22 protein-coding genes and 2 pseudogenes are annotated in these 22,541 nt (G+C 70.8%); 10 read left to right on the top strand and 14 right to left on the bottom strand.

The window, feature by feature from the left end:
* Positions 1-72 precede the first annotated feature (72 nt).
* Complete coding sequence (locus ACFY1H_RS28685) at positions 73-1,545, top strand: GAF domain-containing protein (protein ID WP_366584647.1); 1,473 nt, start codon at positions 73-75, stop codon at positions 1,543-1,545.
* A gap of 20 nt (positions 1,546-1,565) precedes the next feature.
* Here the strand turns inward: ACFY1H_RS28685 and ACFY1H_RS28680 are convergent, their stop codons facing one another.
* The 4 genes and pseudogenes from ACFY1H_RS28680 to ACFY1H_RS28665 all read right to left on the bottom strand — a co-directional run bounded on the left by ACFY1H_RS28680 (position 1,566) and on the right by ACFY1H_RS28665 (position 4,587).
* Positions 1,566-2,474, bottom strand: coding sequence for an NAD-dependent epimerase/dehydratase family protein (locus tag ACFY1H_RS28680; RefSeq protein ID WP_386951309.1), 909 nt, complete (start codon positions 2,472-2,474; stop codon positions 1,566-1,568).
* Between the two features lie 906 nt (positions 2,475-3,380).
* Positions 3,381-3,707, bottom strand: coding sequence for a PadR family transcriptional regulator (locus ACFY1H_RS28675; RefSeq protein WP_386951306.1), 327 nt, complete (start codon positions 3,705-3,707; stop codon positions 3,381-3,383).
* A 73-nt stretch (positions 3,708-3,780) separates the two neighbouring features.
* Positions 3,781-3,939, bottom strand: a pseudogene (locus tag ACFY1H_RS28670) (LuxR C-terminal-related transcriptional regulator); the annotation flags it as partial.
* A gap of 46 nt (positions 3,940-3,985) precedes the next feature.
* Positions 3,986-4,587: pseudogene (locus tag ACFY1H_RS28665) on the bottom strand (DinB family protein).
* Positions 4,588-4,813: 226 nt separating this feature from the next.
* On the opposite strand from ACFY1H_RS28665, the gene ACFY1H_RS28660 reads away from it, so the two are divergent.
* Both ACFY1H_RS28660 and ACFY1H_RS28655 read left to right on the top strand, forming a co-directional pair.
* The gene (locus ACFY1H_RS28660) at positions 4,814-5,599 is read left to right on the top strand and encodes an SGNH/GDSL hydrolase family protein (protein ID WP_366584654.1); all 786 of its coding nucleotides are present in this window, start codon (positions 4,814-4,816) and stop codon (positions 5,597-5,599) included.
* On the top strand, positions 5,596-6,165 hold the full coding sequence (locus tag ACFY1H_RS28655; protein ID WP_220244346.1) for a TetR/AcrR family transcriptional regulator: 570 nt from the start codon (positions 5,596-5,598) through the stop codon (positions 6,163-6,165). Before ACFY1H_RS28660 ends, ACFY1H_RS28655 begins: the two co-directional genes overlap by 4 nt.
* Positions 6,166-6,304: 139 nt before the next feature.
* Here the strand turns inward: ACFY1H_RS28655 and ACFY1H_RS28650 are convergent, their stop codons facing one another.
* A complete protein-coding gene (locus ACFY1H_RS28650) occupies positions 6,305-7,768 on the bottom strand; it encodes a phytoene desaturase family protein (RefSeq protein ID WP_386951301.1) in 1,464 nt (487 codons plus the stop codon).
* 130 nt (positions 7,769-7,898) lie between these two features.
* Here ACFY1H_RS28650 and ACFY1H_RS28645 point away from each other — a divergent pair, with 130 nt between their 5' ends.
* The 3 genes from ACFY1H_RS28645 (at position 7,899) to ACFY1H_RS28635 (ending at position 10,784) form a co-directional block, all read left to right on the top strand.
* Positions 7,899-8,627, top strand: coding sequence for a DUF2786 domain-containing protein (locus ACFY1H_RS28645; RefSeq protein ID WP_364049244.1), 729 nt, complete (start codon positions 7,899-7,901; stop codon positions 8,625-8,627).
* A gap of 138 nt (positions 8,628-8,765) precedes the next feature.
* Positions 8,766-9,500 (top strand): GNAT family N-acetyltransferase, encoded by a 735-nt coding sequence (locus ACFY1H_RS28640; RefSeq protein WP_386951405.1) that lies wholly within the window; start codon positions 8,766-8,768, stop codon positions 9,498-9,500.
* 147 nt (positions 9,501-9,647) lie between these two features.
* Positions 9,648-10,784: an adenosylhomocysteinase gene (locus ACFY1H_RS28635; protein ID WP_386951299.1), complete on the top strand. Its 1,137-nt coding sequence runs from the start codon at positions 9,648-9,650 to the stop codon at positions 10,782-10,784.
* Here the strand turns inward: ACFY1H_RS28635 and ACFY1H_RS28630 are convergent, their stop codons facing one another.
* Genes ACFY1H_RS28630 through ACFY1H_RS28620 form a run of 3 tightly spaced genes read right to left on the bottom strand, consistent with a single transcriptional unit; the run spans position 10,785 to position 12,123 of the window.
* Positions 10,785-11,162 (bottom strand): VOC family protein, encoded by a 378-nt coding sequence (locus ACFY1H_RS28630; RefSeq protein ID WP_386951296.1) that lies wholly within the window; start codon positions 11,160-11,162, stop codon positions 10,785-10,787.
* The gene (locus tag ACFY1H_RS28625) at positions 11,159-11,527 is read right to left on the bottom strand and encodes an SgcJ/EcaC family oxidoreductase (RefSeq protein ID WP_386951293.1); all 369 of its coding nucleotides are present in this window, start codon (positions 11,525-11,527) and stop codon (positions 11,159-11,161) included. The genes ACFY1H_RS28630 and ACFY1H_RS28625 overlap by 4 nt, the downstream gene beginning before the upstream one ends.
* Positions 11,524-12,123, bottom strand: a complete 600-nt coding sequence (locus ACFY1H_RS28620; RefSeq protein ID WP_366584667.1) for a hypothetical protein — start codon at positions 12,121-12,123, stop codon at positions 11,524-11,526. The genes ACFY1H_RS28625 and ACFY1H_RS28620 overlap by 4 nt, the downstream gene beginning before the upstream one ends.
* An 86-nt stretch (positions 12,124-12,209) precedes the next feature.
* Between ACFY1H_RS28620 and ACFY1H_RS28615 the strand changes: the two genes are divergently transcribed.
* Positions 12,210-13,175 (top strand): LysR family transcriptional regulator, encoded by a 966-nt coding sequence (locus tag ACFY1H_RS28615; protein ID WP_386951290.1) that lies wholly within the window; start codon positions 12,210-12,212, stop codon positions 13,173-13,175.
* 33 nt (positions 13,176-13,208) lie between these two features.
* Complete coding sequence (locus ACFY1H_RS28610) at positions 13,209-13,697, top strand: VOC family protein (RefSeq protein ID WP_386951287.1); 489 nt, start codon at positions 13,209-13,211, stop codon at positions 13,695-13,697.
* A 2-nt stretch (positions 13,698-13,699) separates the two neighbouring features.
* Here ACFY1H_RS28610 and ACFY1H_RS28605 read toward each other — a convergent pair whose 3' ends face one another.
* Positions 13,700-16,315, bottom strand: a complete 2,616-nt coding sequence (locus tag ACFY1H_RS28605) for a P-loop NTPase fold protein (RefSeq protein ID WP_386951284.1) — start codon at positions 16,313-16,315, stop codon at positions 13,700-13,702.
* Positions 16,316-16,434: 119 nt separating this feature from the next.
* Positions 16,435-16,911, bottom strand: a complete 477-nt coding sequence (locus tag ACFY1H_RS28600; protein WP_386951281.1) for a M15 family metallopeptidase — start codon at positions 16,909-16,911, stop codon at positions 16,435-16,437.
* Between the two features lie 86 nt (positions 16,912-16,997).
* Between ACFY1H_RS28600 and ACFY1H_RS28595 the strand changes: the two genes are divergently transcribed.
* Positions 16,998-17,675: a response regulator transcription factor gene (locus ACFY1H_RS28595; RefSeq protein WP_386951278.1), complete on the top strand. Its 678-nt coding sequence runs from the start codon at positions 16,998-17,000 to the stop codon at positions 17,673-17,675.
* Positions 17,668-18,762 carry a sensor histidine kinase gene (locus tag ACFY1H_RS28590; RefSeq protein ID WP_386951275.1) on the top strand — a complete coding sequence of 365 codons (1,095 nt, stop codon included), beginning with the start codon at positions 17,668-17,670 and terminating at the stop codon, positions 18,760-18,762. Before ACFY1H_RS28595 ends, ACFY1H_RS28590 begins: the two co-directional genes overlap by 8 nt.
* Here ACFY1H_RS28590 and ACFY1H_RS28585 read toward each other — a convergent pair.
* From ACFY1H_RS28585 to ACFY1H_RS28570, 4 genes are read right to left on the bottom strand one after another with little or no spacing between them, the layout of a single operon-like run.
* Positions 18,734-19,819, bottom strand: a complete 1,086-nt coding sequence (locus ACFY1H_RS28585) for a glycosyltransferase (RefSeq protein WP_386951272.1) — start codon at positions 19,817-19,819, stop codon at positions 18,734-18,736. The two genes, ACFY1H_RS28590 and ACFY1H_RS28585, sit on opposite strands and share 29 nt — an antisense overlap.
* On the bottom strand, positions 19,816-20,448 hold the full coding sequence (vanX, locus tag ACFY1H_RS28580; protein ID WP_386951269.1) for a D-Ala-D-Ala dipeptidase VanX: 633 nt from the start codon (positions 20,446-20,448) through the stop codon (positions 19,816-19,818). Before vanX ends, ACFY1H_RS28585 begins: the two co-directional genes overlap by 4 nt.
* Positions 20,445-21,479: a D-alanine--(R)-lactate ligase gene (vanA, locus tag ACFY1H_RS28575; RefSeq protein ID WP_386951267.1), complete on the bottom strand. Its 1,035-nt coding sequence runs from the start codon at positions 21,477-21,479 to the stop codon at positions 20,445-20,447. The genes vanX and vanA overlap by 4 nt, the downstream gene beginning before the upstream one ends.
* Complete coding sequence (locus tag ACFY1H_RS28570) at positions 21,476-22,480, bottom strand: D-isomer specific 2-hydroxyacid dehydrogenase family protein (protein ID WP_386951264.1); 1,005 nt, start codon at positions 22,478-22,480, stop codon at positions 21,476-21,478. The genes vanA and ACFY1H_RS28570 overlap by 4 nt, the downstream gene beginning before the upstream one ends.
* Positions 22,481-22,541: the final 61 nt, after the last annotated feature.

Below are 22,541 nucleotides of genomic sequence, written 5' to 3'. Positions count from 1 at the left end.
GGCGCCGAACGTAGGCCGCGCGACGTTGCACGGACGTTGCAGCCGTGTGAGCTGGGTCTCTACGCTGGTGTGGTGGCGGAGCCGCCCGAAGCCGACTTGCTGCGCGATCCGGAGGCGTACGCGCGGCTATTGGAGGACGTCCACTCGGCGGTGCTCTCGGGCGTTCCCGCGCCGCGGTCGCCACGCTCAGTGGTCTCGGCCTCGTGGCGGCGCTCCCTGGCGGCCCACGTCGACCCCGATTCGGGTGAGGCGCCGCTGATCTGCGAGCCGTCGGAAGTCACCGATCTGCGCGCCGAGCACCCGCTCGCGCCCGTGCTGCCGTTGCTGCGCCAGACACTCGTGAGCATCGCCGACGACGCCGAGCACATGATGATCGTGACCGACGCCGACGGTCTGGTCCTGTGGCGCGAAGGGGCCACCGGTGTGCTGCTGCGCGCGGACCGCGTGGCGCTGACCGAGGGCACGCGGTGGACCGAGGAGGCGATCGGGACCAACGCGATGGGCACGACGCTCGCGACCGGCCAGCCGGTGCAGATCTACTCCGCCGAGCACCTCGTGCGCCGCTACCACGCGTGGACGTGCGCGGCGGCGCCCGTACGCGACCCGGAGACGGGCGAGCTGCTCGGGTCGATCGACGTGTCCGGGCCGCTGCGGACGGTGCACCCGGCGATGCTCGCGCTCGTCACGGCCAGTGCGCAGCTCGCTGAAGGTCAGCTGCGCGCGCAGCTGGCGGTGCGCGACGAGAAGATGCGCCGCGCGAACATGCGCCACCTCGACGCGCTGCGCGGCCGCCCGGGCGCGCTGCTGTCGGCGGGCGGGCGTGTGCTGGCGGCCGAGTCGTGCACGCTTCCGTCCACAGTGGAGGTTCGCCGGGGCGGCGGCACGGTGACGCTGCCGGACGGCCGCATCGCGGTTGTCGACCCGCTCGACGACGGGTTCCTGCTGCGCGTGGCCACATCCGGCCCGACACACCGCCGCCGGCTCACGCTGGAGTACCTCACCGACGCCGCCGGCTCCACGACCCTCGACGGCCGCGAAATCCCGTTCACCCTGCGCCACGCCGAGCTGCTCACGTTGCTCGCCCTGCACCCGCGCGGGTTGTCCGCCGAGCGGCTCGCCCTCCAGCTCTACGGCGAAAACGGCAACCCCGTCACCGTGCGTGCGGAAATCCACCGCCTGCGCACACAGCTCGGCACGGGTGTCGTGCAGACGCGGCCCTACCGCCTCGCCGCCGACGTCGACGCCGACTTCCTCCGCACCCGCGCCGCCCTGCGCCGCGGCGACGCCCGTGAGGCCACCCGCACGTTCCGCGGCCCGCTGCTGCCGGAGTCGGAGGCCCCGGCGATCCTGGAGGAACGCGAGTCCCTCACGGCGCAGGTCCGGCAGGTCTCCCTCAACAGCACCGACCCGGACACGCTCTGGTCCTTCTGGGAAACCTCCTGCGGCGCCGACGACCTCGAAGTGCTCGACACCCTGTGCGCGGCCTTGGACCCGGCGGATCCCCGGCTGGCGGTGGCGCGGACGCACCGGTCGCGGCTGAGCTGAGCCCGAGTTTCCTTGTGCGGTCAGGCTTTCGCGGTCTCGCGGATGGCTTCGTCGACGGAGCGGTGGACGGGTGGCTCGACGAACAGCTCGCGCAGGAACAGCCCGTCGAGGTGCTCGATGGTGAGGCCGGGCTGCTTGCCGGTGAGGCCGTTCACGCGACCGCCGAGGCGGAACATCGCGCGGACGACGCCGGCGGGCAAGGTGCGGACCGGGCGAGGCTTTCCGGCGGCGCCGGCCATGCGGGTGAGCATGTCCGTCCAGCGCAGGTTTTCCTCGACCACGGGGAGGTCCGCGCCCGAGCCGTCCTCGAGGGCGTCGACGGTCACGATGCCGACGCCCCGCGCGCTCGTCGCCGCACTGCCGCCCCGGGGCGCGAACAGCGGAGCCGACGACCGCACCCACTTCACCACCGGCACCGACCACTCGGGCACCCGCCCCGGCGCGACGCCGAACACGTAGGGCACCTCGATGATCGCCACCGGCAGATCCGGCCCGGCCGTCTCGCGGGCGAGCTTCGCCTGCTCGATCCGGCTGCGCACGTACGGGTGCTTCGCCGCCAGGCCCCACTCGGGGTGCACGCGGTCGAAATACGTGTAGTACGACGCCAGCACCGCCGCCCGCGTGCACCCGGCCTCGCGCGCCGCCTTCAGCAGCGCCACCACCGGCGCGACGTTGCCCGCGTGCAACCGCGGCGCGACCGGTCCCTTGTCGACCCTCCGGTCGTCGCTGCCGCCCGCGAACACCACCCCGTCGTGGCCGGCGAGGAGCTCGCCCAGGGCGTCTTCCGAGGCCGTCGTGACGTCGAGGACTCGGTCAACGCCTTCGCGCGCCGTGCGGGCCACCGTGGTCGCCTCGTGCCCGCGCAGCCTCAGCTGCTCCAGCACGTGGTGTCCCAGCAATCCGCTTCCACCCACCACCAGGATCTTCATGGCGAAGATCATCGCGGACGGGCCCGGCCCGGTCCAGCGGCCTTCACCCCACCCTCACGCCACCCCACGGCAACGATGCCCGCAGTGCCCACACGGACACCAGCACCGGCGCTGCGGAACGACGCGAGGTCCACGCCGCGGCCGCCACCCCACCGTCACTGGGGAACGACGCGAGGTCCAGTGCGGTCGCGAGCCGCATCACCGAGACCGCCGGCCCGGCAACGCCAGCGCCAACGTCACCGGCCGGCCGCACCCCGGCCCCCACGGCCAACGACCGCTCGGGCGCACCGCCACCCCCAACCCTCAGCCGCGACGCTCGCCACCTAGCCCAACGCGGGCCGGCCGAACGCGGCGGCGTACTCGGCTTCTTCGGCACTGGCGGGGTCGGCTACTTCACTTGCCATGGCAGGGGTTCCGGCCCTCCGTGTCTCGCCACCCGGCCGCGGCCGCGCCGGGAAGTTCGCTTTCCTGCGCACAATTGGCGAGCAAACGCCGCCGCGGCTCGGCAACAGGACCGGCCTCCCCGGCTGCTTCACTTGCGGCCACACCGTTTCCGGGGGCACCCGGGACCACGTAAGCCCATCCCGGCAGCAGTGCCGACCTTGCTGACTGTTTCGCCTGGGAGCACTGGAATTCCGATGTCTCGTGCCGGACCATGCCGACCGAAGCCAGGCGCCCCAGCGGACCCACCGTCAGCGAACCCCCGCGCGGCCATCACCCGACGGCCCGGCGCGGTCGAGCCCAGCCGCGCCGTCGGCGGCGATTTCCCCCGCCGTAAAAGGGTTTCCGGCCGAACCGACCTCGACCAGCCCCAGTTCGCCCACCAGGAAACGTCCTCCGCCCACCGTGCCCGGTATCACCGCGGCAGTAGCCGCCGGGCGGCTCGGGCACCGTCGCGAACGAGGTTCACGCGTGTCTTGCCTGCCAGCCGCGGAGGCGGGCCGTTGCCGCCTGGGCGTTGGCGTGTTGGCGGGCGGCCTCGGCGGCGACGGCGTCGGCGCCGGAGCGGGTCAGGCGGTAGTAGCGGCGCAGCCTGCCCTGCTGGACCTCTTCGCGGTCGTGCTCCACGAGGCCCTCCGCGGTGAGGCGGTCGAGGGCGCCGTAGAGCGTGCCGACCTTGAGCTTCACCCGCCCCTCTGACAGGTCCGCGACTTCGCCGACGATGCCGTAGCCGTGGCGCGGCTCGCCGACCAGCGCGGTGAGGATGAAGAAGACCTGCTCGGACATCGCCATGCCACCAACGTATCGCCGAACGATATATCTCGGCAAACCCACCCGAGTGAACCCCAAGCCAACCGGCACCGGGTCACAGCCAGCCGTTGTCCTCGGCGAGCCGGGCGGCTTCCGCGCGGGTGCGGGCCCGGGTCTTGCCAATCGCCGCGGACAGGTGGTTGCGGACGGTGCCTTCGGACAGACCCACGGCCTCGGCGATGTCAGCGGCGGCACGGAGCACGTCGACTTCGCGGTCGGGGCCGGGCGGTGATGTCCTGCCCGGACGAACCCGCTCACCGTTACGACTGAAGGCCGTGCTGAGGCTTGGCGACGGCTGCTGCGGCGGCTTGCTCGATCTGGATGCGCCGGACTTCCCAGAACGCCGCGTCGCGCTGCCGGGTGGCGTAGTCGGCGGCCGTGCCGGTCGAGCCGTCCAGTTGTTCGCGCAGGATGTCGGCGTGTCCGGCGTGCCGGCTGGTCTCGGCGAGCAGGTGGACCAGAACGTTGAACAGCATCACCTGCGGTCGCGGCCACCAGGGCACGTGACCAGGCGAATCGATGTCCAGAGCCGCGATCGTCGCGTCGGAGTGCGCCCAGACGCGTCGGTAGCGGCCGATGATCTCCTCACGCGTCTCGAGCTCGGTGGCCCACATGTCAGCGCCGCGTTGCCCGAGGTCGTCCCATCGGGGCAGGGGTTCGGCGAACGGCCGGTCGAAGACTTCGCCGAAGTACCGGGATTCCGAGAGCGCCAGGTGCTTGACCAGCCCAAGGAGGTTGGTTCCGGTCTGGGTCAGGGGGCGGCGGATCTCGTACTCACCCAGCCCTTCGAGTTTCAACGCATCACCTCGCGGAGCTCTCGCAGATCGCTGTGCAAGTACTCCTTCGCGACATCATCGATCATGACGCGAGCCTGTCACGCACCGAGTCAAGTGCCTCGGCGGCGCCGAACGCCTGGTCTCTGACATGCCGGTTGCGTTGGCACCCCGCCTCACGGCCCCGGCAAGGTCCGGACACCGACGACTTCAGCCGGACAGGACACCGTGAAGAAGTGAACCTCACGTAGACACCGTCTACTAGAGTTTGATAGACAGTGTCTACAAGGTGAACCACGGGTTACGGAGATCGACATGGGCTTTCAGAAATTCGTCGCCGTCGGCGACAGCTGCGCCGAAGGGCTCGACGATCCGTACCCGGACCACAGCCAGTACCGGGGCTGGGCGGACTTCGTCGCGGGCCGGCTGGCGCGGGACGAGCCCGAGTTCCGCTACGCCAACCTCGCGGTGCGCGGCCGGCGGCTCGACCAGATCATCGTCGAGCAGCTGCCCGCCGCCGAGCGGCACGAGCCCGACCTGATCGCCCTGTTCGGCGGCGGCAACGACGTGATGAGCGGCGGCTGGAACGCCCGCACGGTCGCGCGCCGCGTGGACGCGGCGATCCGCCGGTGCACGCACATCGCGCCCACCGTGGTCACCTTCACCTTGAGCGACATCGCCCACCGCATGCCCTTCGGCGCGCGCATGCACCCGCGCGTGACCGCCCTCAACGACGCCATCCGCGAAGCGTCGGTGAGCTACGGCGCCAAGCTCGTGGACCTGTGGCCCGACCACGCCGCCCACGACTCGCGCTACTTCGGCCCCGACCGCCTGCACCTGTCCGAGGCGGGCCACCTGCGCGTGGCCGGCCACGTGCTCGACCGCCTCCACATCGGCCACGACAACGGCTGGCTCCAGCCACTCCCCGGCTTCCCCGCGCGCCCGAGCCTGCGCGCGGACCTGCAGTGGTTCTGGCAGGAGGTCGTGCCGGTCGCCGTCACCCGCCTGCACAACCGCCTGATCGGCCGCTCGCCCGGCGACGGCTTTTTCCCCAAGCGCCCCGACCTGCTGCCCGTCGCGTTCTCCGAAGCGCAGCTATGAGCGCCCGCCAGCGGCTGATCACCACCGCGGAGACCCTGCTCGCCGACGAAGGCGTGGACGCGGTGACGTTGCGGGGCATCGCGAAAGCCGCCGGCGTCTCCCACGGTGCGCCGCTGCGGCACTTCTCCGGCCGCGCCGAGCTGTTGTCGGCCGTCGCGACGCTCGGCTTCGCGCAGCTGCTCGAACGCGGTGCGAAGCTGCCCGAGGGCAACCCGCGCGAGCGCGTGACGGCCGCCTGCCACGCGTACGTGGCCTTCGCCCTGGCCAACCCCGCGATGTTCGAGCTCATGTTCCGCCGTGACCTCATCGACCCGGCCGAACCCGGGCTCGTGGCTGCGAGCAGCGCCGTCTTCGACTACTTCGCCGACCTCGTGCGCCTCGACCGCGAAGCCGCGCACGACGACCGGCTCAAGCCGGGGACCGACCCGCGGCTCGTCGCCGCTTCACTGTGGGCGGCGCTGCACGGGCTCGCGCAGCTCTGGCTGTGGGGTGGCCTGGCGGGCGCCAGCTTCGCCCCGTCGCCGGAATCGGCCCTCGCGGTGACGCTCGACGCGTACCTGGGCTGACGCTCGGCGGGGGCAGGGCAACGCCGAATGGGTGGCCGTTTCGCTATCCGGACGAACCGCCAACCGTACGCGCCTACCGCGCTGGTGGTAGGCGGTTCTCCGCCGGTGTACCGGGGTGGGTGACCGCCCGCGCGGCTGATCACCAGCCGGCGGGCAGCGCGAGGCCGAATTCGCGCCGCAGCGCGGTTTTCGCGGCGTGCAGGCCGGCCATGCCGTGCACGCCCGGGCCCGGCGGGGTCGCGCTGGAGCACAGGTAGACACCACGCAACGGGGTCGTGTGGGGATTCCAGCGGACGACCGGGCGGGCGAGCAGCTGCCGCAGCGTCACGGCGGCGCCGGAGATGTCGCCGCCGACGTAGTTCGCGTTGTAGCTCTCCAGCTCGGTCGCGGGAATCGCACGTGACGCGAGGATCGTGTCGCTGAAGCCGGGAGCGAAACGTTCGATGCGACGACGGACGACGTCGGTGGCGTCGAGGGGATCGCCGTTGGGCACGTGGGCATAGGCCCAGATCGGCTGCTTGTGCGGAAGTCCGCGCGAGGGATCGGCGGCCATCGGCTGGGCGAGCAGCACGTACGGCTCCTCGGCGCGCCGCCCGCCGGCCACGGTGTTCTCACTCGCGCGGACCTGCGCGGCCGTCCCTCCGATGTGGACGGTCGCGGCCTTCGCCAGCTCCGGCTCGCGCCACGGAATCGGCTCCGACACGAGGAAGTCGACCTTCGCCGCCCCCGGTCCGTAACGCACGTTCTCGAGCGCGCGACGGTAGCCGGGTGGCGCGAAGGGTCCCGCGAGTTCGAGCAGGCCACGCGGACTGACATCGAGCAGCACGGCACGCGTTTTCGTGAACTCCCGCAGGTCCGTCACCCGGCTGGAGGTGTGGACCCGGCCGCCGTGCGCGACGAAATCGGCGGCGAGCGCGTCGGTGAGCACCTGCGTGCCGCCACGCGGAACCGGCCAGCCACCGGCGTGCGCGAGGTGCCCGAGCAGCAGGGCCGTGCCGCCGCCGACCAGCGACGGCAGCGGGCCCATCGGGTGCGCGGCCACGCCGGCGAGCAGCGCGGGGGCTTCGGGGCCGCGGAACAGGATCTCGTCGACGCCGGTGCCGAGCGCGAGGATCCGCGGCGCGAGCAGGGCGGCGATGGACGGCCGCGGTGGACGTCGCAGGTCACCCAGCAGCAGATCGACGATCTCGGCGGTGTGCTCGACGAGCGGCCCCATCAGGCGGCGCCAGCGCTCGCTGTCGGCGCCGAGGCGGTCGCAGGTGCGGTCGAGGTCCGCGTACGCGAGGCCGGTGCGCCGCTCGTCGACGGGGTGCCCGTACGCGACTTCGGGCCGGCACAGCTCGACGCCGTGCGCGGCGAGGTCGAAGCCCTGGAAGAACGGCGAAGCGACGGCCATCGGGTGCACGGCCGAGCAGACGTCGTGGACCACGTCGGCGTCGAACAGCCGCGCCGAGCGCGCGCCCCCGCCGAGCTCCGCCGCGGTTTCGTGCAGGTCGACCGCGAGACCGGCGCGGGCGAGCAGCACGGCGGCGGCCAGGCCGTTGGGGCCGGAGCCGACGACCACGGCGTCCGGCACGTCAGGAGAATCCCCGGACGAATCCACTCACGGATCGTATCGACACGCGGGCACCCTGCCACGCGTCCGAACACCTGATCGAATATTGTCGTACCCCGCGCCTACCTTGGACCCCACGCCGGCCCGCCCGGGCCCGGCCCAGCAGGAGAGGGGGATCATGCCCGCCCACGACACGCAGCTGGAGCGCATCCGCAAGCTGCTCGCCAAGGCCGAAGACCCGGCGGTGACCGCGGAAGAAGCCGAGCTGTACAACACGAAGGCGGCCGAGCTGATCGCCCGGTACGGCATCGACAACGCGATGCTCGCCGCCGCCGGGCAGGGCTCGGACGACATCACCGTGCTGAAGATCCCCATCGAAAACCCGTACAGCCGCGACAAGGCGAGCCTGCTCACGAACATCGCGTACCCGTTGCGCTGCCGCACGTTGCTGCACCGCGTGGGCCAAGGCGTGGACGCGGTCACGGTGTTCGGCTTCAAATCCGATCTCGGGCGCGTGGAGCTGCTGTTCACGAGCCTGCTGCTGCAGGCGAGCACCCAGCTCACCCGCGTGCGGCCCGACGACCGGGTGTTCCGCGAGTCGCTCGCCGCGTACCGCCGCACGTGGCTGCACGGCTTCGCGCGCGCCGTCCACGATCGGCTGGTGCGGGCCGAGGACACGGCGGCGCGCGAGCACCCGGGGTCGGGCGGGCAGTCGGCGGAGCTGGTGGTGCGCGACCGGAACACGCTCGTGCAGAGTGCGTTCGACCGCGAGTACGGCGACCTGCGCGCGGCCGCGCCGCGCCGGCTCTCCGGTTCGGGGTACCGCGAAGGCCATCAGGCGGGCACGCGCGCCACACTCGACCCGGCCGCGCTGGCCCGGCGCAGGCAGGCCCTGCCGGTGCGATGACGAATTCTGGGGCTGTCCCGAGGATGCACGGTTTACCCTGCGAGCCATGAACGTTGCCGGTCACCTCGTCCCTCGCCCGGAGCCGCCCTCGGCTTCCGGCGGGAGAAGCGGTGCCCGGTCGTGAGCGGCGAGCCGGCCGTGCGCGTCGAGGACCTCGCGACGCGTCCGGACCTGCGGCGGCCCGCGCTGGAACTGGGCGTGGTCGGCGGGGAGTTCCTGGCGCACGACGTGATCGGCGACCTCGCCGCGTCGGTGCGGTTGGCTGCGCGCTGGCCGGAGTTCTTCCTGGTGCTGCTGGAAGACGACGTGCCGGTGGCCCGCGCGGCGGCGATCCCCGTGGCGTTCCCGACGGAAGAGCGCACCGAGCTGCCCGACCACGGCTGGGACGGTGCGCTGCTGTGGGCCGCGCAGGACGTGATGGACGATCGCGAGCCGACCACGCTGGTGGCGCTGGAGGTCAACGTCGCCGAGCGCGCTCGGGGCCAGGGCGTCGCGGCGCTGGCGCTCACGGAGCTGAAGAACCGGGCCCGGCACGCGGGGCTGTCGCGGCTCGTGGTTCCGGTACGGCCGACGGGCAAGGCCGACCACGCCGTCGAGTCCATTGTGGACTACGTCGCCCGGCGGGACGAGCAGGGCCGGCCGGCGGATCCGTGGCTGCGCAACCACGAACGGCTGGGCGCGCGGCTGGTGAAGATCGCGCCGTTCGCGATGACCGTCACGGGCACGCTGGACCAGTGGGAGGAGTGGACCGGCGTGCGGCCCGGCGACGGCCTCACGACCGTGCCCGGCGGGATCGCGCCCGTGCTGGGATCGGTGGCGCAGGACCTCGGGGTGTACGTGGAGCCGAACGTGTGGCTGGAGCACCCGCTCTGACCTCGGCTATCGTGGTGATGTGTGCACTCGTCGGCAGGAGCTCGTGACGCCGATCTTCGGCGACCACTCCTACCGGTGTGACTTCTACGGCTGACGACGTCGTCCGTCCCCGTTCGAACGTCACCACAACCGAAGAGGAACACCGTCATGCCCGAAACCCATCCCGCCACGGCCTGGGCGCTCAAGCACATGCCGCTCACCGCGCAGGCGGTCGCCGAACTGACCCCGGTGCTCGCCGGCAAGCGGCTGGCGATGTGCCTGCACGTGGAGCCGAAGACCGCCGCGCTCGTGACGCTGCTCGTGCGTGCCGGCGTCGACGTGCGGCTCACCGGCTCGCCCGGCACCACCCACGACGACGTCGCCGACGCGCTCGCGGAGCTGGGCGTCGCCGTGTTCACCCGCCGCGGCGACGGCGAGGCCGAGCACGCCCGCAACATCGAACGAGTGCTGGAAGTCGAGCCCGACCTCACGCTGGACAACGGCGGCGACCTCACCGTTTCGCTCCTCGGCTCCGGTACTCCGGCGGGTTATCTCGGCGGCACCGAGGAGACCACCACGGGTGGAATCCGGCTGCGTGAAACGAAAGCACGGCTCGGCAAGCCCGTGGTCGTGATCAACGACTCGCGGCTGAAGCTCCTGGTGGAGAACGAGTTCGGCGTCGGGCAGAGCGTGGTGCAGGGCTTCCTCAACGCCACCAACCTCATGGTGCCCGGGATGCGGGCCGCGGTGCTCGGATACGGGCCGTGCGGCAAGGGCGTCGCCGACACGTTGAGCCGGCTCGGCGCGCGTGTTTCGGTCTGCGACACCGACCCGATGCGCGCGCTGGAGGCGATCCTCAACGGCCACAGCGTCGGCTCCGCCACCGAGGTCGTCGCCGACGCGCAGCTGGTCTTCACCGCCACCGGCCACCCGGGGGTGCTGGGTGCGGCCGAGCTCGCGGCGCACGACGGCGCGGTGCTCGCCGGCGTCGGGCACTTCGCGTGGGAGATCGACCGGGCGGCGCTCGCCGAGAAGACCGTCCGCACCGTCGAGTACGGCGCGCCCTCGCGACGCACGGGCCACGTCCTCGACGACGGCCGTGAGATCGTGCTGCTCGACCAGGGCCGGATGCTCAACCTCACGGCCGCCAACGGGAACTCCATCCAGGCCATGGACCTCGGCCTCACGCTGCAGGCCCGCAGCCTCGCCGCGGTCGCCGCGGGCGGGCTGGCCGACGAGGTGCAGCCCGTGCCCGCGGACGTGGAGCACCGCATCGCGACCGACCTCGTGGCCGCGTTGCGGTAGCTACTCCTCGAGGCGCGGCGGCAGGAAACCGTGTTCGGACAGGTCGAACCAGTTGCCTTCCGGGTCGATCGCGCGGTACTCGGCGAACGGGCGGTCCCCGCCGCGCAGTACCGGCCGGGGGACGCCCGCTTCGGCGAGCTTCTCGGCGATCGGCGGGATTTCCGAGACCCGGAAACCGAAGTGGTTGAAGCCGGTGGCGACGTCGCCGTCGAGCTGCTGCTGGATGAGCGCCAGGTTGAGGTAGCCGTCGGTCACGAAGTGGCTGCCGTCGGGGTCGGTGTGGAACAGCTCCATGCCGAACTGCTCGCAGTAGAAGGCGGCCATGCGCTTCGCGTCCTGCACGACGAAGGCGAGGTGACGCAGGCGGGGGCGGGTCATGCGGTGGGTCCCTTCGGGATCATGTTGTGTAAAGCGGCGATCGTCGGATCGCCGTCGTGGCGGACCACGGCTTGCGCGTGCGTCACCACGCCGGCGGGCCCGATCTCCGACGTCGCGTGCACGAGCGAAAGCACCGGCGACAGGGGGCGGATCAACGTGACTTCGGCGGACAACGTCGTGCCGCGGTAGGCCGTGGCGAACAGCTGCGCGTGCCCCGTCTCCACGGCTTCGCGGCCGACGAGTGCTTCGCCGCGCACGTTGACGAAGTCGACGTCGGACGCGAAGACGGACGCGAACTGCGTTGCGTCGCCGTTTGCCCAGCCGTCGGTCATCGTCTGCCAGAGAGCGCGAATCGACTCGTTCACGCCGTCACCATCCCCACGCGCAGTGGCAGCGATTCGCAGTCGCCGTTCCACGCGGCCAGCGAGTAGTAGAAGTCGCCGTGCCGGCGTTCGAGGTAACACACGACGTTGAGCGGCCAGCCCGCGCTGCGGAAGACGTACGCGTCCATGGGCGTCGGGCGTTCGCTCAGCGGGCGGCCGCGTTCGCATTCGGGCCCGAGGCGGTGCCAGTCGGGGTGCAGGTGAACGGACCCGAGCACGTCCAGACCACGCGCGTCGGCTTCGCGGGTGATGCGCAGCAGATCGGCCGGATCCAGCCACCACGCGCGCACCGAATTCTCATACGCGGAGCCGAATTTCGGCACGATCGTGGTCGTGAATTCCTCACGCGCGCTCGGGTCGGTGACCCGCGCGTTGCGGCCGAACGCGAGGTCCGAGACGATCAGCGCGTCGTCGGCGAAGGTGCCCAGCAGCACGGCGAAACACGGTCTCGGTTCCTCGGGCGTGATGAACGCGTATTCGATGGCCGCCGCGTCGAGGAACCGCTGCAGCACGTCGTCGGAGAACAGGACGGGAAGCGTCGTTTTCCCGATGAGCGGAACGGGGACCAGAGATGTCACGCCGGGCACCGTAACCAGGCACGATGCGGTGTGGCCATGATCATCACGGGATCGGCCCTATTGCATCCGGCGATAATGTTTTCCCCATGCGCCTGGAAATCCGGCACCTCGAGCTCGTGGTCGCGATCGCCGAGGCCGGCAGCCTGCGCAGAGCCGCGGGCCGCCTGCACCTCACGCAGCCGGCGGTGACCACGCAGCTCAAACGGATCGAGCAGTTCCTCGGCGGGCCGCTGTTCGTCCGTTCGGCCGAAGGCGTGCTGCCCACCCACACCGGCACGGAACTGGTGCGCGACGCACAGAAAGTGCTGCACGGCTTCGACGCCCTGCAACGCGCCGCGCGCCTCAACGCACAACACGAAGCGGGCGCGCCCGTTCGCGTCGGCGGGATTCCGGCGCAGCAGTTCAGCCTCCTGGTGAACGCGTTGACGACCATGCTGCCCCGGCGCGAGGTCACCAGCCGCACAATCCGCGAAACGAGTGCGCTGACGGCCTTGCTGCGCTCAGGTGAGCTGGACGTCGCCGTGATGCGCGCGTTCCCGGGCTTCCCCCTGATCCCGCCCGACGGCGTCGAACACCGCCTGCTGCTGCGGGAACCGTTTTTCATCGGCGTCGCGGAAGACCACGCCCTGGCCGCGCGCGGCGAGGTCGCGCTCGCCGAACTGGCCGACGAACGCTGGGTGATGCCCGACCCCGACGACAGCGGGATGAACGAGTTCTTCGCCCGCACCTGCGCGTCGGCCGGCTTCGACCAGCGCATCACGCACCTGACCAACGAGGCGCACGTCGCGTTCGCCCTCACCGCCGAGGGCCGCGCGATCTGCCTGCTCTACCCCATCGGCACCGACCGCACGGGCATCTCGACGGTGTCGCTGACCGGCACCCCGCTCTACCGCGAGCTCGTCCTCGCGTGGCGCACCGACTCCCCGATCGCTTCACTGGTGGACGAGATGTGTGCCAAGATCGAGGCCGGGTACCTCGCGCTGGTCGAGGACTCGCGCTTCTACCGGAAGTGGTGGCACGACGGCGGTTCCGCGTTCGCGCTGCCACTCTGAAGTTGCCGTTGTCGTTGCCATGAAGGAGTCACCATGCCGATCCGAGGCCTGAACCACGCCGTCCTCTGGGTCCGCGACGCCGCCCGCAGCAGCGCCTTCTACGTCGACGTCCTGGGCTTCCGCGCGGTGCACACCTCGGACCGCGCCGTCTTCCTCCAGGCCCCCGACTCCCACAACGACCACGACCTGGGCCTCTTCACCCTCCCGGACGCCGCCGCGGCCCCCGCCGGTTCCGTCGGCCTGTACCACCTCGCCTGGGAAGTCCCCACCCTCGCCGACCTCCAGACCTACCTCGGCGCCCTGCAGACCGCCGGCGCCCTCGTGGGCTCCACCGACCACGGCACCACGAAAGCCCTCTACGCCAAAGACCCGGACGGCCTGGAGTTCGAGATCTGCTGGCTGGTCCCCCAGTCCCGGATCACGCCCGCCGACCGCGCCCACAACGGCCCCCTCGACCTCGCCACGGACATCACCCGCTTCGGCGCCGACACACCTGGTGAATCGGCTCGTATCCCGGCCTGAGCTCAGGCCGCGGGCGAGAGCACGTAGGAGAACCGGCGGATCACCGGAACCCACTTCTGGAAACGGGCCAAGCGGTCGACCTCCAGCGCGGCCGACGCCTGCGCAAGTCCTCGATGCAACCGAAGCCAGACGCGCGCTTCCTCTTCGCTCAGGGCGCCGACAACCGCGTTCCCCCATCGCTCGCCCTCGCGCTGGGGCTCGCAATCGGCGACGAACCCGGCCCACGTCGCTTCGCTCGACCGGCGGGCCAGACCGCCGCGGACCGACCGGCTCGCGTCGGCGGCACCGTCCAACGCTTTGCCCAGCAAAGGGGCCGGCGCGGTCAGCAAGCCGAGCAGTGCGACGACCACCTGGTATTCGCCCGGTTCCCCGTCTTCACCGAGGAACCGCGACACCTCGGAGAGATCCCGGGTCGAGCGGAGCATCCGGTAGAAGTTGAACAGCCGTTTCGCCTCGCGCGGCGTGGCAACCAGCCGGTCCAAGGAGGACAACAGCTCGATCTCCCGGTCGGTGAGCGGACGTGGTGGTTTCACGGCTCGCTCGGGCCGCCGTCGACTGTCTACTTCGGATCCGGCTTCGATGTCCGGAACCGCCTCCTGCGCAACCGGCGGCGGGGACGGCAGCTCGGTGACGGATCGGGCTCGAGTGGTCTGTTCCGGCACGAGCGAGCGCAGCAACCGGCGCAGGCTTCCCGACGACATGCCGGGCAGAACCAGCGGCAGGTTGATGATCTTCTCCAGATAGTCCTCGGGCGTCACGTGCCCGCCGCCCGGCGTCTCGGCGAGGATCTCGTCGTAGTGGCTGCTCAGCGACCGCACCAGCCACCGGGGGTCGACTCCGACCACCACCACGAACAGTTCCAGCGCGAGCAGCAGGTGTATCGCTTCGAGCACCTCGACCACCTGCCGCGAGCTGCACCGGTCGAGGTCGTCGATGTACAGCACGATCCGGTCGATCGCCTTCCCGCCCGGCTCGGGATGCGCTCGCCAGTCGGCCATCAGCTCGACGAGCTGCTCGAAGTCCTTCCGGATCGTCGAGACGAGGCCGAGGTTGCGTCGGTAGGAGTCGTCGCGCGCGCGTTCGGCCAGGAAGGTGTAGAGACTTCGGCCCGGCGTCAGCTCGGTCAGCTGCCGGCCGAGCTCACCGACGCGAGCCACGACCTCGTCCAGCTGGGCCTCGGCGACCCGCTGGTCGGCCTCGGTCCTGCGGATCTCGTCCAGCAGCCCGGCGACCTCCGGCGACGCCTGGTCCATCCCGCTGCGCAGCTGGTCACCGAGTTCGCGCAGCGCCTGGATTCCCGACCTGGCCCGGGCCAGGAACGCGATCCCGGTGCCGGCCACGGCGACGAACCCGGCGCCCGCCGCCGTCAGCCACTGCCACGCCGCCGGCGCGACCACCGCGACGAGGAAGCCCACCAGCAGGATCACCGCGGCCGCGGCCAGCGCGACCTTGCCCCAGCGGTCCTTGGGCGACCTCCGCAGCGCGTCGGCCTCAGTCAGCGCGCCGCGCAACTGCTCGACCAGCAACGCGCCTTGCTCGGCCTCGTCCTGAACGCCGAGGTGCCGCCACACCTGCCGGGAGCCCGCCAACGCGTGGACGAGGGCTTTCCCGGTGGTTTCGCGCCTCGAAGTGGCTTTGTCGACGTCGGCCTGGAGCTTCGCGACCGTGGTCTGTGCCTGGTGCTTGGCGTCCTCGAGTTCCTTGGCCTGCTCGAGCCGTCCGCTGAGTTCCTGCCGCAGCTTCACGCGGCGTTCCTGCGCACTCGGACCGGGGCCGGCGAGCTGGCGGAAGATCTCGTCGCCGAGGCTGGCCCACAGGTTGGCGTCGGCGTAGTGCCAGGCGTTGAAGCCGATCTGCACGACCTCGTGCGTGTAGGCGCGGTTGCCGGAGCTCGCCAGCCGGCCCACCTCTTCCCGCAGCAGCCCCATGAAGTAGCTCTTGCCCGAGCCCCACTCGCCGAAAACCCCGACGGACAAAGGCAATGGGGTGCTGCGGTCGGCGATCACCGTGGCCATCATGGACACGTACGGGGCGACGCCGAGGCGGTCGCGGTCGAGCGGAATCCCGACGTTGGGGTCGACCCGATCACTCGAAACGCCACCGGCCAGGTCGGCCGCACTTGTCTCACCACTCCAGGCCGCACGGATCGCGTCTTCCGTCGCGCTGTCGAGGCAGAGGAAAACCAGCCGCTGGAGACTTCCACCGTCGAGGCCTTGAAGCGCCTTCACCGCCGCAGGAATCGCTACGGCAGCAACTGCGTCCGGCTCGAAACCGAGGCTGCCCGCGCCCAGCAGCGGCAAGCCCAAGGCGACCGCGCCGGCCTTTGCCGCCGCCTGCACGACGGCTTCGGTGGAAGTGGCGATCGCAGGAAGCGTCGGGTCTTGGAAAGAGCCACCGTCGTGCGGTGTCGCGAGCAGGGCGAACCGCAGCGAACCGGTGACGCTGTCGCGCAGATCGAGGACTTGTGGCAGCCCCGGCGTGATCGAGTCGAATTCGATCGCAGCCCAGTCGACTTCGGGAAACTCGCGGCTGACCGCGTGCCCGAGCGTGCCGAATGTGCCGCCGACGGAAATGACGATGGCGTCGATTCCGGCTTCCCACGGACGATCCGTGCGCACCACGTGACACGAAACCGCGCCCACTGAGCCGAGGTCGCCCGGTTTCCTTGCCATATCAGCGTGCGGCCTCCCCGTCGCGACCTGACCTTCGCGAACAGCGTATCCCGAGGAAAGCCCCGTCACCGCCTCATTCGTGGATCTTCCGACGGATCCGCATACATCGGCGGACAACCACCCTCAACCGCCTCCAGCCGTAGCTCGTAATGCCACGGTTCGTTCCGGTAGATCTGACACAACCCAAACCGCGAACCATGCTCCGACAACCACACCCGAGCCGCCGACGGGCCGACATCCACCGCGTGCCCCGACACGTGCGCGGAAGTGTCCGGAGTGGCCACCCACCGCGCGGCCTCGGCCGCCGAGCCGTAGCGCGCCACGGCGTCCATGAGCAGCCACTCCTGGTACTCCGGTGACCGCCAGCCGCCGTTGACGAGGATCTCGACGCCCTCGGCGGCGGCGACCGAAGCGGCCCGGCGCAACGCGGCCAGCAGGGCGGGATCGAGATTCACCACGGCGGCGGCCCCGTCGTCGAAGACCGTTACCGGAACGGGGACGGCGCCGTGGGACCGGGGCGGCCGGGTTTCGAGGTAGGGCATGCCGCCAGTGAAGGGAGCATTGTGTTGCCGGCGCGTTCGAGATTTTCGATATGCCGGCGATAGGGACCGGCTCGTAGCATCGGAGCATGCGGGTGCTGGTGGTCGAGGACGAGCCCTACCTGGCCGACGCGATCCGCGCCGGGCTGCGGCTGGAGGCGATCGCCGCGGACGTCGCCGGGGACGGGGACACCGCGCTGGAGCTGCTGGGCGTCAACGCGTACGACATCGCCGTGCTCGACCGCGACATCCCCGGGCCGTCCGGGGACGAGGTCGCCAAGCGGATCGTCGCGTCGGGCAGCGGCACGCCGATCATCATGCTCACCGCCGCGGACCGGCTCGACGACAAGGCGTCCGGGTTCGAGCTCGGCGCCGACGACTACCTCACGAAGCCCTTCGAGCTGCGGGAGCTCGTGCTCCGCCTCAGAGCGCTCGACCGCCGGCGCGCCCACAGCCGGCCGCCCGTGCGGGAGATCGCCGGCCTGCGGCTGGACCCGTTCCGCCGCGAGGTCTACCGCGACGGCCGCTACGTCGCGCTCACCCGCAAGCAGTTCGCGGTGCTCGAGGTGCTCGTCGAGGCCGAAGGCGGGGTCGTCAGCGCCGAAGACCTGCTGGAACGCGCGTGGGACGAGAACGCCGACCCGTTCACCAACGCCGTGCGCATCACCGTTTCGGCGCTGCGCAAACGGCTCGGCGAGCCGTGGATCATCGCGACGGTGGCGGGCGTCGGCTACCGCATCGACCCCGGTGGTGTGGACCATGACTAGGCCGCCGGGGCTGAGCGTCCGGCTCAAGCTCACGCTCAGCTACGCCGGGTTCCTCATGATCGCCGGGGTCCTGCTGCTCGCCGCCGTGTGGATGTTCCTGTTGCGGGACCGGCCCACCGGCGACGTCGGCGTGCTCAGCTTTTCGAACTTCCTGCGCGCCTTCAACCCGCGCAACTTCGGCCCGGCCGTCTTCGGGCCGGCGGCGGTCATGGTGCTCGTGTTCCTGCTGGTCTTCGGCCTGGTGGGCGGGTGGATCCTCGCCGGGCGCATGCTCAAGCCGCTGACCCGCATCACCGACGCCACCCGCGTGGCCGCGCACGGCTCGCTGTCCCACCGGATCCGGCTGCGGGGCCGCGAGGACGAGTTCCGCGAGCTCGCCGACGCTTTCGACGCCATGCTCGAACGGCTCGAAGCCCACGTCGTCGAGCAGCGGCGGTTCGCCGCCAACGCGTCTCACGAGCTGCGTACGCCGCTGGCGATCTCGCAGGCTCTGCTCGACGTCGCCCGCCAGGACCCGGACAGCGACCCGGGCGAGCTCGTCGAACGCCTGCACACCGTGAACGCGCGGGCGATCGAGCTGACGGAGGCGTTGCTGCTGCTCAGCCGCACCGACCAGCGGTCGTTCAGGCGCGAGCCGGTCGACTTGTCGCTCATCGCGGAGGAAGCCACCGAGACGCTGCTGCCGTTCGCGGAGGAGCACCGCGTGACCCTGGAGACGGTCGGGGACGTCACGCCCGCCGACGGCTCACCCGCGCTTCTGCTGCAGCTGACCACGAACCTGGTGCACAACGCGATCGTCCACAACCGCCCCGAGCACGGCAGCGTGCGGATCGAGACGGCCGTGCGGTCGGGGTTCGTGATGCTGACCGTCGAGAACACCGGGGAGAAACTCAGCCCGCAGCTGGTCTGGACGCTCACCGAGCCGTTCCAGCGCGGCACCGAACGCGTCCGCGGTGCGCACGCCGGGGTCGGCCTCGGGCTGGCCATCGTCCGGAGCATCACGCGAGCGCACGACGGAATCCTCAGCCTCGCGCCGCTGCCCGGCGGCGGCCTGCGGGTCACGGTGCAGCTGCCCTCGCCGCGGTGAGGACGTGGCGGGCCAGGGTCAGGCCCGCGTCCGGTGCGCCGGCCGCCGACGCCCGGGCCGACATCGCGCGGAGCCGTACGGGATCGGTGAGGATCGGGATCACGGTGGCCTCGATCCAGTCCGGGTCGAGGTCCGCGTCGTCGACGAACAGCCCGCCGCCCGCCGCGACGACCGCTTCGGCGTTCAGCCGCTGCTCGCCGCCACGCAACGGCAACGGGACGTACGCGGCCGGCAGCCCGACCGCGGCCAGCTCCGCGCAGGTCATCGCTCCCGAACGGCAGAGCACGAAATCGGCCGCGGCGTAGGCGTCGGCCATCTCGTCGACGTAGGGAACGACGACGTGGGCGCCGTCTGGTACCTCGACGACGTGGCGCGGCCCGGTGATGTGCAGGACCTGCACCCCGGCCGCGTTGAACGCGGCAGCCGCGCCGGACACCGCGGCGTTGATCGTCCCGGCGCCCTGCGAACCGCCGGTCGCCAGGAGCACCGGCCCGTCGGGGCGCAGGCCGAACCGTCGGCGGGCCTCTTTACGCAAGGCGGGCCGGTCGAGCGCGCTGATCGCCGGGCGCAGTGGGATCCCTACTGCGGTGGCGTGCTTCAGCCGAACCCCGGGGGCGGCGGTGAACACGTGGGTCGTCAGCCGCGTGGCCAACCGGTTGGCCACGCCGGGTCGTGCGTTCGCCTCGTGGACGACGATCGGCAGCCTCCTTGCGCGGGCCGCGAGGTAGGCCGCAACGGCGACGTACCCGCCGAAACCCACCACGACGTCGGCCCGCACCCCGTCGAGCACCGCCCCGGCCGCGCGCACGGAGTCACGCAGCCGGCCCGGCGTGCGCAGCAGATCCGGGCCCAGCTTGCGCGGCAACGGCGCCGGCGGGATGAGTTCGAGTGAGTAGCCGCGAACCGGGATGAGCGTGGTGTCCAGCCCGCGGACGGTGCCGAGGGCGGTGATCTCCGCCGTCGGCTCCAGCCGGCGCACCGCGTCGGCGAGGTTCATCGCGGGTTCGATGTGCCCCGCCGAATGGCCGCCGGCGACGACGACACGCGGTGGCGTCACGCGGACTTCTTCAGGCTCGGCCAGGTGACGGGGAAATCGAAGTAGGTGTCCGGGAAAGGCTCGGCTTTCAGCGTGTAGTGCCACCATTCGCATTCGTAGGACGCGAAGCCGCAGGACTCCATGATGGCGCGGAGGTGCTGCCGGTTCCCGGTTTCGGCGTCGGTGATGCCCGGCGCGCCGTGGTGGGAGATCGTGTCCATCAGGTCGTGGTCGCCGCCCATGGCCGCGAGCTCGCCGGTGGCCAGGTGGTACAGCGTCAGGTCGACGGTGCTGCCCCGGCTGTGGCCCGATTTCGCTGCCACATAACCCTTCTCGAACATCTCGGCGCGCCCGATGTTCGGGTAGTGCCGCCGTTTCGTCCGGCCGTCGTCGGGCTCCCTCGACCAGCGCACGAACCGGTCCACGGCGCGTTGCGGACGATAACCGTCCCACAGGAGCAGTCCGAAGCCGAGGGACGCGGCCTTCTCGTGCGCACTTGTCAGAGCCGCGCACAACGCCGTGGTGCCGACGATGCGATTGACCAGGTACCCGTCCACGGGCTTGCCGGTGAAGTTGTCCCAGGTGGCGTACTTGGCGTCCCAGCGGATTCCCGGCACCACCTCGTCGACGAAGGCGAAGTCCTCGTTCACTGGACCTTCCCCGTCATCGCCAGCGACACGGCCCGGTCGAGCACCTCGGCGAACGACAGGCCCGCGGCCGCCATCATCCGCGGGTAGCGGCTGTAGGCGGTCAGGCCGGGGAAAGTGTTGACCTCGTTGAGGGCCACCGTTCCGCCGTCGGTGAGGAACATGTCCACCCGCGCCAGGCCCCGGCAGCCGAGGGCGCGATAGATCGCCTTCGCCGTCTCCTGCACCAACTCGCGCGCCTCCGGCGAGATGTCGGCCGGCACGGTCACCGTCGAGTTCTCGGAACCACTTTCCGGGTCGACTTCCTGGTGGATCCGGAAGAACCCGTGCGACAGCGTGATCTGGTCCACTTCACCGACGGTCAGCTCCAGCTCGTTCCCCAGCACCGCACACCCGACCTCGCTGCCGACGACGGCGTCCTCGATGAGCACCTTCTCGTCGTACTTCCGCGCGACTTCGACGGCACTCGCCAGCTCTTCGGGCCCGGACACCTTGCTGACCCCGAACGACGACCCCGACCGGGCCGGCTTGACGAACACGGGGTAGTTCAGCTCGCCGGGGTTTTGGTGTTCGGCGGCAACCCGGCACGTCGGCGTCGCGATCCCCGCCGCCGCGACGACGGTGTAGGCCAACGACTTGTCGATACACAGCACGGAACTGGGCACGTCACACCCCACGTACGGGATGCCGGACAGCTCCAGCAACCCTTGCATCGCCCCGTCCTCGCCGTGACGGCCGTGCAGAACCGGCAGCACGACGTCCAGGTCGATCACCTCGTAGCGCCCCTCCTCCAGCACGTGCAACCCGGGCACGCTCCGATCGGGCGACAACGTGACGGGGCGGTATCCGCCCGTTTCCCAGCCGTCACCGGGGCCCGCGCACAGCCGCCACGCGCCACCCTGGGTGATCCCGATCCAGAACGCCTCGTACTTGTCGGCGTCCAGGTTCCTGGCCACCTCCTGCGCGGATTTGATCGACACGGGGTGTTCTTCGGACGTGCCCCCGAAGATGATGCCGATTCTGATTCTGTTCACGCCACGTCCCCGCTTTCGAAGTTCAAGCAATTGGCCAGACTGTTCTCGACGGTGTCGCTCAGCGCGTGATCCGTGTAATAGGCGGTGTGCGGACTGATCAGCACATTCGGCATGCGCTGCAACCGCACCAGCGCTTCGCTTTCGATCACCTTGTCCCGGCAATCGGCGTAGAACACTCCCTCTTCCCCTTCGAGGACGTCCAGCGCCGCACCACCCAACCTGCCACCTTCCAGCGCCGCGAGCAGCGCGGCGGTTTCGATCAAGGCCCCTCTCCCGGTGTTGACCACAACCGCGCCACACTTCAGCTGCGCGATCCGCGCCCGGTCCAGCAGGTGATACGTCCCCGCATCCAGGGGCGTGTGCAACGTGACGATGTCGCTCAACCCCAGCAACTCCTCCAGCGGCACGTAATCCGCCGAACTCCGCGGCCGGCTGTCATACGCGATGACGTTGCCCCCGAACCCGCGCAACCGATCGATCACCGCCGCCCCGATCCGCCCCGTCCCGATCACCCCGACGGTCAGATCCCGCAGCTCTTTCCCCCGCACCTCGGCCAGCCGATAATCATGCACATCCGCCCGCCTGATCACGGCTTTCGCATTCCGCACCGCCATCAACATCAGCATCACCGCGTAATCGGCCACACTGTCCGGCGAATACGCCACACCCTCCACGGTGATCCCGACGCTCTTCGCGTACTCCACGTCAATGTGGTCGAACCCCACACTCCGCGTCGACACATACCTCACCCCGGCCCGGCTCAACGCCAGCAACGCGGAGTTCTGAACCTTCGTCTTGTGCCCCACACTGACACACCGATTCCCCACCTCCAGCGCCGTATTGGCTTCGTTGAGCGCCTCCGCCGTGATCCCCAGCGCCACCCCGCACTTCTCCGCCAACGCCCGGAACAACGCCGCCTCATCCGGCTCACACCCGTAAACGGCAACCCCGGTCCCCACCGCGGCAGCCGCCCCCGGCCGCACCGCTTCCCTGTGCCTCATGCGGCCCAGTCAACGCACCCCCACGTTGCGGCCCCGTATCCACTTTCCGATACACCGGCGA

It is taken from the genome of Amycolatopsis sp. NPDC001319 (assembly GCF_042896185.1).
In the GTDB taxonomy this organism is placed as follows: domain Bacteria; phylum Actinomycetota; class Actinomycetes; order Mycobacteriales; family Pseudonocardiaceae; genus Amycolatopsis.
The sequence above is the reverse complement of the archived record's forward strand: the minus strand, read 5'-3'. Positions and strand labels throughout refer to the sequence as shown.

Bases quoted from the DNA above. Each gene is read 5' to 3' on its own strand.
- ACFY1H_RS28675 (WP_386951306.1), bottom strand. From the start codon at position 3,707: ATGGCGATGTCCGAGCAGGTCTTCTTCATCCTCACCGCGCTGGTCGGC.
- ACFY1H_RS28635 (WP_386951299.1), top strand. From the start codon at position 9,648: ATGCCCGAAACCCATCCCGCCACGGCCTGGGCGCTCAAGCACATGCCG.
- ACFY1H_RS28590 (WP_386951275.1), top strand. From the start codon at position 17,668: ATGACTAGGCCGCCGGGGCTGAGCGTCCGGCTCAAGCTCACGCTCAGC.
- ACFY1H_RS28660 (WP_366584654.1), top strand. From the start codon at position 4,814: ATGGGCTTTCAGAAATTCGTCGCCGTCGGCGACAGCTGCGCCGAAGGG.
- ACFY1H_RS28595 (WP_386951278.1), top strand. From the start codon at position 16,998: ATGCGGGTGCTGGTGGTCGAGGACGAGCCCTACCTGGCCGACGCGATC.
- ACFY1H_RS28645 (WP_364049244.1), top strand. From the start codon at position 7,899: ATGCCCGCCCACGACACGCAGCTGGAGCGCATCCGCAAGCTGCTCGCC.
- ACFY1H_RS28680 (WP_386951309.1), bottom strand. From the start codon at position 2,474: ATGAAGATCCTGGTGGTGGGTGGAAGCGGATTGCTGGGACACCACGTG.
- ACFY1H_RS28610 (WP_386951287.1), top strand. From the start codon at position 13,209: ATGCCGATCCGAGGCCTGAACCACGCCGTCCTCTGGGTCCGCGACGCC.
- ACFY1H_RS28655 (WP_220244346.1), top strand. From the start codon at position 5,596: ATGAGCGCCCGCCAGCGGCTGATCACCACCGCGGAGACCCTGCTCGCC.
- ACFY1H_RS28600 (WP_386951281.1), bottom strand. From the start codon at position 16,911: ATGCCCTACCTCGAAACCCGGCCGCCCCGGTCCCACGGCGCCGTCCCC.
- ACFY1H_RS28570 (WP_386951264.1), bottom strand. From the start codon at position 22,480: ATGAGGCACAGGGAAGCGGTGCGGCCGGGGGCGGCTGCCGCGGTGGGG.
- ACFY1H_RS28630 (WP_386951296.1), bottom strand. From the start codon at position 11,162: ATGACCCGCCCCCGCCTGCGTCACCTCGCCTTCGTCGTGCAGGACGCG.
- ACFY1H_RS28615 (WP_386951290.1), top strand. From the start codon at position 12,210: ATGCGCCTGGAAATCCGGCACCTCGAGCTCGTGGTCGCGATCGCCGAG.